We start from the raw sequence: 6,466 nt of genomic DNA, 5'->3' as shown, positions 1-6,466 counted from the left end.
TATTGGTAGTACTGGTTGATTAATTTTTCTGTCTTATATATGTAGTCCATTTAAAAGATAGGTTTTTGGAGTTTTAAATAACTTTGTTATATTCATTTTTATATTTTTCGAAGCTTTCCAAGCAAGCCATTTAAATATATTGAATGGCAATAACACGGTATTGATGATCGTTTAGGATACCGTTGCCAGAACGGTCGTAGTGGCTGGCGCATCGGTTGGCGGCGGGTGGCCTGTGACACTTCCCCTTGCCGGGGCCCTTGACCTGACCTGCGAATTCAGGGAAAAGAAAAGGGCGGTGCTATCAGCGCCGCCCAATGCCAGGAAAGAGAAAAAACCTTACGGTTTAAAAGATAAAAATTTGGAAGCAAACAATCGATTTCTCAACCAGGAAGGGTCTTGAATTCGATACGTTTCGATTATGCGCGATGTTCTATGCAGCACTAGCAAAATGTTTGCGGGTTGAAAGATATGCACTGTCTGGTGTCAGATTTTGCGACCTCATCGTTCAACTGGTCTGTCCTGATGGGCGTTTTAGGCGATTTTTTCTCTAGGCTGTTTTTTCGGTGTCAATATCTGAGCCTTGAAGGTAAAAACAGGTCAGAAGCTGACTCGGCATAACCATGCAATGAAAGTGCGATAACAAGGAAGAGTGGCATGACCTACAGCCAGACCCTGGCCAACAATATTCTCGACACCCTGAAGAAGACCCTGACCGACAAGGGAATCCGCTATCAGACGCTGGCGGAGGCGATGGGCGTCTCCATCGCGACCGTGAAACGGATGATGAACAAGCCCTCGCTGCCGTTCGATACCCTGCTGGAGATCTGCCATCTGGTGGGGCTCTCGTTCGAGGAGCTGCTGGATCGCACTCAGGACGCCCAGAGCCGCCGCGCCGTCTTTACCCAGGAGCAGGACGAGGCGTTTCACAACGAGCCGGGGCTCTACGCCTTTCTCGCCAATATATTCTGGCGCGACAAGACGCTGATCGATCTCAAGCGGGAGTACGGCCTGACCGATGCCTCCTGCTATCTCTATCTGCGCAAGCTGGAGAAGCTCGGCATTTTGCAGCTTGGTATCGACAACAGTTACCACTTCCTCATCAGCGAGCGGATCAGCTTCGAGCAGCACAGCCGTTTCGCCCGCCAGCAGGCGCGGCAGGCAATGTCGGTGCTGGGGGAGTATCTGGTGGAGAACATGCACAAGTCGAACAACTATATGGCGCTCTGTCAGCTGCACCTCAACGAGGGGGAGGCGATGGCGCTGATCGACCGGATGAAGGAGTACTGGCATCAGGAGATCAAGCTCAATCGCCCCGCTATCGGTCAGCAGGAGCATGCCAAGACCTACACCATGTCGCTGCAACTGGCCGACTGCGGCTACCAGAGCTTTGACGATATGATCCCCAATATCGACAATTGATCCCGGCGGATCCTGCGGGATCCGCATCTGCTCATGAGCCTGAACGTGGCTACTCTGCCAGTTGCACGGGCTGCGCTTTGGCGATGATGGGTTGCAACGCCCGGGTATCGAGGCAGATGCGGATGGCATCCGGCCGCCAGTGCTCGATATCGCAATCCACCAGACCACCCCGCTCGTCATAGTTGACCCGCACCAGCCGCAGCACGGCGCTCCCCTCCGCCAGATTGAGGGCGCGGGCGATGGCGCCGCGCGCTGCCGAGGGAGTGATCTCGAGACTCGCCCCGCCCTGGCCTATGCCATAGCGCTGCTGATAGAGCTCGGTGAGGGAGCTGGCCAGCGGTGCGCTGGCGATATCGGGAAAGCGGCTCGCCAGCAAATGGTGGCTGACATGGAGCACCGGGCGGCCGTCGATCAGCCGTTGACGGCGGATCTCATAAAGTGGAGTGAAGGGTTCCAGCCCCATCCAGCGGCACAGTTCGCTGCTGGCAAGTTCGCTGCCGTGGGCCAGCACCCGGGTTTCGGCGGTGCGTTGCTGCTCGCCGATCCACTGGTGAAAGTGGGCGTGGATGGCGGGATCGTAGGTGAGGCGGGGTGGCGCCACAAACCAGCCGCGCCGCTCGGCACGGTAGATAAGGCCGTCTGCTTCGAGGCTGGAGAGCGCCTCCTTGATGGTGATGCGGGTGGTAGCGAAGCGCTCGCTCAGGGCCCGTTCGGCGGGCAGCTGCTGCCCGGCCCCCAATTGGCCGCTGCCGATATAGCGGCGCAGGGTCTGGCAAATCTGTTCGCACTTGGAGGAGGAGCGGCCATCGGCCATGCTCTGTTCGTTCACTCTCTGCTCGCTCAATCTCGGCTCGGTCACACTCTTGTCCCTGTTGCTTATTCAGAAGGCGGGTGGCTGGCCAATCCCTTACTGGAATAGTCCAGCCTCACTCGGGTTCAGAGTTGTAACTGCTGTGGATGACAGCGCCATGACAGGGTGATTGTCATCAAACTGCCATTAAAGCGCCCCGCCACCGTCACAATTCCCCTCTAGCATCCCTCTCGAACCTTAACTGACCTAGTCCAGAGGGATGGGATGATGAAAAGCGTGATCGCAAGTGCACTGGCCATGGTGGCCATCAGTCAACCGTTGTTTGCCACAAATAGCTATGCAGCCGAAAATATCGCGGATCTCGAAAAGGCCGCCCGTGGCGAAGGCCAGCTCCACAGCATCGGCATGCCCGACAGCTGGGCCAACTGGAAGGATACCTGGCAGCAGCTGGGCAGCATCTACGGCATCAAGCATCAGGATACCGACATGAGCTCGGCGCAGGAGATCGCCAAGTTCGCCGCCGAGAAGGCCAATGCCACCGCCGATATCGGCGACGTGGGCGGCGCCTTCGGGCCGGTTGCGGTCAAGCAGGGTGTTACCCAGCCCTACAAACCCTCCACCTGGGCCGATATTCCCAACTGGGCCAAGGACGCCGACGGTCACTGGATGCTGGCCTATACCGGCACCATCGCCTTCCTGATCAACAAGGATCTGGTCAAGGCAGCCCCCACCAGCTGGCAATCCCTGCTGGGTGGCGACTACAAGGTGACCCTGGGTGATGTGGGTGTTGCCTCCCAGGCCAACAACGGCGTGCTGGCGGCGGCCTATGCCACCGGTGGTAGCGAGAAGAATCTGAAACCTGCACTGGAGCTGTTCGGTCAGCTGGCCAAGCAGGGTCGTCTCTCCCTGAACGATCCGACCATCGCCAACATCGAGAAGGGCGAGGTGGAAGTGGGTGTGCTGTGGGACTTCAACGCCCTCAACTACCGCGACCAGATCGACCCCAAGAAGTTTGATGTGGTGATCCCGAGTGACGGCTCCGTCATTGCCGGTTACACCACCATCATCAACAAGTGGGCCAAGAACCCCAACGCTGCCAAGCTGGCCCGTGAATACATCCTCTCTGATGCCGGTCAAATCAACCTGGCCCGTGGCTATGCCCGCCCGATCCGCAGCAACGTTGCGCTGCCGGATGATGTGAAGGCCAAGCTGCTGCCAGCCGAGCAGTACGCCAATGCCAAGCCGGTGCAGGATCACGCCGCCTGGGAGCAGAGCTCCAAAGCCCTGCCGCGCCAGTGGCAAGAAACCGTCATGATCAACATGCAGTAAGGGAATCCAGTGCAACACAAGGTGATAGTGGTACTTGTGGATGGTCTGGCAGCCGAGGTAGCCCACACCATGGGCTACCTCGGTGGCATGGTGGAGGCGGGGCGGGGCCTGCATACGACTCTGAATGCTGCCCTGCCGTCTCTCTCCCGGCCTCTCTACGAGTGCATCCTGACCGGCGTGCCGCCGGTGGTGAGCGGCATCACCCACAACGGGGTGAGTCGCCTCAGTCTGCATGACTCCATCTTCCATCTGGCCCGCGCTGCGGGCAAACGCACCGCAGCGGCGGCCTACTACTGGGTGAGCGAACTCTATAACCGCAGCCCCTGGCTGGCTGCCCGTGATCGCTTTACTCATGACGAGCAGTTGCCCATCCAGCACGGCTGCTTCTACTGGGATGACAACTATCCCGACAGCCATCTGCTGATGGATGGGGAATGGCTGCGCAGCCAGTACGATCCCGATTTTCTGCTGATCCACCCGATGGGGGTGGACGATGCGGGCCACAAGTTTGGCCTCGATTCCCGCCAGTACCGCAATCAGGCGCGCCGGATGGACAGCCTGCTGGCCGATCTGCTGCCCCAGTGGCTGGCGGAGGGGTATCAGGTGGTGATCACCTCGGATCACGGCATGAACAACGACCTGAGCCACGGCGGCACCCTGCCCGAAGAGCGCACCGTGCCGCTCTGGCTGTTTGGCGATGCCTTTATCGAGCGCTGGCCGGATGGGGTAGTGATCGCCCAGACCCAGCTCTGCGCCCTGATGGCCGATCTGCTGGGCATCCCCCACGACAAGCCGGCAGCGCCACCGTTGCTCAAGGCGGCCTTTATGCGCGAGGTGCACTGATGATGCCTGCCACCACCGAGATCCTGGTGGATCAACCCGTGGCCACCAAGCACAAGGTGCGCCGCCACTGGCTGCCTGCACTGGTATTGCTGCCGTTTATTCTCTTGATGATCCTGTTCCAGCTCGCCCCCATGGTGTGGGTGCTGGTGGGCAGCTTTCAGACCCCCGATGGCTGGGGCCTCGACTACTACCGGGAGATATTGAGCTCCCCCTTCTACCTGCAATCGTTCGGCAACTCGTTGCGCATTGCCGGTATCGCCAGTCTGGCGGGGCTTGCCATCGGCACTCTCGGGGCGGCAGCGCTGCGTCACAGCGGCGAGCGGGTCAAGCGGGTGCTGCTGGCCTTTGTCACCATGACCGGCAACTTTAGCGGGGTGCCGCTGGCATTCGCCTTTATCATCATTCTCGGCATCAATGGTGCAGTGACCCTGCTGCTGAAATCCTGGGGATTGATCGACGGCTTCAACCTCTACTCGGGCAGCGGCCTTATCCTCATCTACACCTATTTCCAGATCCCGCTCGCCCTGCTGCTGCTCTACCCGGCGTTCGATGCGCTGCAGGATGAGTGGCCGCAGGCTGCCGCGCTGCTGGGGGCGAGCAAGGGACAGTATGTGTGGCACGTGGCACTGCCGGTGCTGACGCCTGCGCTGCTCGGCACCCTGATCATCCTGTTTGCCAACGCGGTGGGGGCCTATGCCTCCGCCTACGCCCTCACCACTGGCAACTTCAATCTGGTTACCATCCGGGTGGCCAGTCTGGTCTCCGGCGATATCTTCCTCGAGCCCAATATGGCGGCGGCGCTGGCGGTGATCCTGATGGTGCTGCTGGGGGTAGTGACGGCCGCCAACCAGTGGCTGCTGAAAAAGAGCTATGTGAACAAGGGGCAATCCCATGCATGATTTGCAACCGCGCTGGCCCAAGTGGGTGCTGGTGGCGCTGGTCGCCACCCTGCTGCTGCCGCTGCTGGCCACCTTTCTCTACTCCATCTCCACCCGCTGGGGGGCGACCCTGCTGCCGGATGGCTTCACCCTCGACTGGTATCTCAAGCTGTGGGGCGACCCGCGCTTTCTCGCGGCGTTTGGCCGCAGTCTGCTGGTCTGCTTCGCCACCCTGCTGCTGGGGACTTTGGTACTGGTGCCCACCGTGCTGGTGGTGGCCTATTACTTCCCAAAGCTGGATCCCTGGATGAACCTGCTGATCCTGCTCCCCTTCGCGGTGCCACCTGTGGTTTCGTCGGTGGGGTTGCTGCAGATCTACGCCGACGGCCCGCTGCCGATTATCGGCACGCCGTGGATCCTGATCGGCACCTGGTTCACCGTGGTGCTCCCCTTTATGTACCGGGCGCTGGCCAACAGCCTGCAAGGGGTGCCGCTCAGGGATTTGATGGATGCCGCTCATCTGCTGGGGGCAAGTAGTCGGCGCGCCTTTTTGCTGGTGGTGATCCCCTGTCTGCGCAAGGGGCTGCTGGCGGCGCTGTTTCTCTCGCTCTCCTTCCTGCTCGGTGAGTTCGTGTTTGCCAACATGCTGGTGGGCACCCGCTACGAGACCCTGCAGGTCTACCTCTACAACATGCGTGCCACCTCGGGCCACTTCACCAGTGCGTTGGTGATGAGCTACTTCCTGCTGACCCTGCTGCTCACCTGGGCGGCCAACAGATTTCATCGGTGATCCAAGATGTTTCATTTAGAAGTCAATCAGTTGCATAAATCCTACGGCGATACCCCGGTGTTCGAGGGGATCGAGTTTGGCATTCGTAAGGGGGAGCTGGTGACCCTGCTCGGCCCCTCCGGCTGCGGCAAATCGACCCTGCTGCGGGCGCTGGCGGGGCTCACCCCGGTGGATGGCGGTCAGGTGCGGGTGGCCGGTGAGGACATTACCTGGCAGGCGCCCCAGAAGCGGGGCATCGGCATGGTGTTCCAGAGCTATGCGCTGTTCCCCAACATGACGGTGTGGGACAACGTCGCCTTCGGCCTCAAGATGAAGCCCCAACCGGGGCGGGAACTGGCGGCCAGCGTGAAAGAGGCGCTGGAACTGGTAGAGCTGACCGGCTTCGAGCGCCGCTAT

General features: G+C 60.0%; 7 protein-coding genes. 6 read left to right on the top strand and 1 reads right to left on the bottom strand.

Features of this window, described 5'->3' with window-relative positions:
* The first annotated feature begins 654 nt into the window (after positions 1-654).
* Positions 655-1,419 (top strand): helix-turn-helix domain-containing protein, encoded by a 765-nt coding sequence (locus tag AACS18_RS00565; protein WP_005336490.1) that lies wholly within the window; start codon positions 655-657, stop codon positions 1,417-1,419.
* 49 nt (positions 1,420-1,468) lie between these two features.
* Here AACS18_RS00565 and AACS18_RS00560 read toward each other — a convergent pair whose 3' ends face one another.
* Positions 1,469-2,233 carry a UTRA domain-containing protein gene (locus tag AACS18_RS00560; RefSeq protein WP_108613449.1) on the bottom strand — a complete coding sequence of 255 codons (765 nt, stop codon included), beginning with the start codon at positions 2,231-2,233 and terminating at the stop codon, positions 1,469-1,471.
* A gap of 264 nt (positions 2,234-2,497) precedes the next feature.
* Between AACS18_RS00560 and AACS18_RS00555 the strand changes: the two genes are divergently transcribed.
* The 5 genes from AACS18_RS00555 to AACS18_RS00535 form a co-directional block, all read left to right on the top strand.
* Positions 2,498-3,559 (top strand): ABC transporter substrate-binding protein, encoded by a 1,062-nt coding sequence (locus AACS18_RS00555; RefSeq protein WP_042081206.1) that lies wholly within the window; start codon positions 2,498-2,500, stop codon positions 3,557-3,559.
* Between the two features lie 9 nt (positions 3,560-3,568).
* Entirely contained in the window at positions 3,569-4,402 is an 834-nt protein-coding gene (locus AACS18_RS00550) for an alkaline phosphatase family protein (RefSeq protein WP_108613448.1), read from the top strand.
* Positions 4,402-5,301 (top strand): ABC transporter permease, encoded by a 900-nt coding sequence (locus tag AACS18_RS00545; RefSeq protein ID WP_108613447.1) that lies wholly within the window; start codon positions 4,402-4,404, stop codon positions 5,299-5,301. The genes AACS18_RS00550 and AACS18_RS00545 overlap by 1 nt, the downstream gene beginning before the upstream one ends.
* Complete coding sequence (locus AACS18_RS00540; RefSeq protein ID WP_101323410.1) at positions 5,294-6,070, top strand: ABC transporter permease; 777 nt, start codon at positions 5,294-5,296, stop codon at positions 6,068-6,070. The genes AACS18_RS00545 and AACS18_RS00540 overlap by 8 nt, the downstream gene beginning before the upstream one ends.
* A 6-nt stretch (positions 6,071-6,076) precedes the next feature.
* A partial coding sequence (locus tag AACS18_RS00535) for an ABC transporter ATP-binding protein (protein WP_258228808.1) occupies positions 6,077-6,466 on the top strand: 390 nt, incomplete at its 3' end.

The organism is Aeromonas sp. HMWF015, from assembly GCF_963878965.1.
GTDB classification, from domain to species: Bacteria; Pseudomonadota; Gammaproteobacteria; order Enterobacterales; family Aeromonadaceae; genus Aeromonas; species Aeromonas veronii.
Note: the sequence above shows the minus strand (reverse complement) of the source record. Positions and strands in the feature narration are given on the sequence as shown.